The organism is Rhizobium sp. PDO1-076 (assembly GCF_000247475.1).
Classification (GTDB): Bacteria; Pseudomonadota; Alphaproteobacteria; order Rhizobiales; family Rhizobiaceae; genus Allorhizobium.
On the sequence record NZ_AHZC01000297.1, the window covers coordinates 1 to 1,133 of the forward strand.

The window sequence follows — 1,133 nt, forward strand, 5'->3', positions numbered from 1 at the left end:
TGAGCGCTACGAACGGCCCACCTTTCCTTTTGTGATCGAGGCCGCGAGATAAGCTCCTTCACCGAAAGGAGCGGAACGGGATGGTTGGAGATCGCGCTGATGGCATGCTTGAAGTCATGGATGAAGACATGCATGAAGCCAGGCATGAGGGAAAATATCGTCGGATCGAGGTGATCACCGGTCGTCGCCAGCGGCGGAATTGGACTGACGAGGAGAAGGCGCGCATCCTTGCGGAAAGCGCGGAACCTGATGTGAACATTTCCGCCGTTGCTCGGCGCTGGGGCGTCAATCGCGGCTTGCTGAATGTTTGGCGTCGGGATGCTGGGCTGACCACTCGTCCCTCGGCCAAGGTCTGCGCGCAGCAGGCAATGTTCGTGCCGGTAACGGTGGTCGGCGATCAAGCGGCCCACCAGGGCTCTCGATCGGATGCCGCCCACTTCGCCGCAGGTCGGATTGAGATCGAGATTGCTGGCGCGCGCCTGACCGTGATCGGCACGGTGGCGCCCGAGTTGGCGCAAGCGATCGTGGCGGCGTTGCGGGGGCACCGGTGATCGGACTTTCCCCTGGTGGAGTGAAGATCATGGTTGCGACGCAGCCTGTCGACTTCCGGCGCGGCATGAATGGCCTGGTGGCATTGGTGGCATCGGTGCTTGCGGCTGATCCTTATTGCGGCGACGTGTTCGTGTTCCGCGCCAAGCGTCTCGATCGACTTCGCTGCATTTATTGGGATGGATCCGGCATGATCCTAGCGACGAAGTGGCTTGAGGCGGGAAAGTTTGTTTGGCCGCCGGTCCGCGATGGCGCGATGCAGATGACGCGCGAAGAGTTCTCGCTTCTGCTGGCCGGTATCGACTGGACAAGGGTGACGCAGAACCCGGTAAAACGCCCCTTGAAAGTAGGTTGATCCTATTGGTTTTGCTTGATGATTCTGACCTTCGTGGTAGGATCCGGGGACTGTCAGGAATTTCGTGTACGGGCGTGCATAATGGGTATGAAGGAGACCACCCATGGCACGACGGAAAGAGCCGGTTATCCCGGACGCAATATTGGACCAATTGCTCGGCGGAGCTGATGCCAAGACGGCCTTCGACGGCGGCGGGCTGATTGACCAGTTGAAGAAGGCGCTTGCCGAG

Annotated in this window: 2 protein-coding genes and 1 pseudogene; all 3 read left to right on the forward strand. The window is 60.0% G+C overall.

Annotated elements, in window-relative coordinates; all coding sequences use genetic code 11:
* The first annotated feature begins 80 nt into the window (after positions 1 to 80).
* Entirely contained in the window at positions 81 to 551 is a 471-nt protein-coding gene (gene tnpA, locus PDO_RS15335) for an IS66-like element accessory protein TnpA (protein WP_007603655.1), read from the forward strand.
* Positions 548 to 904, forward strand: a complete 357-nt coding sequence (gene tnpB, locus PDO_RS15340) for an IS66 family insertion sequence element accessory protein TnpB (protein WP_037074348.1) — start codon at positions 548 to 550, stop codon at positions 902 to 904. Before tnpA ends, tnpB begins: the two co-directional genes overlap by 4 nt.
* 103 nt (positions 905 to 1,007) lie before the next feature.
* Positions 1,008 to 1,133, forward strand: a pseudogene (locus tag PDO_RS27975) (IS256 family transposase); the annotation flags it as partial.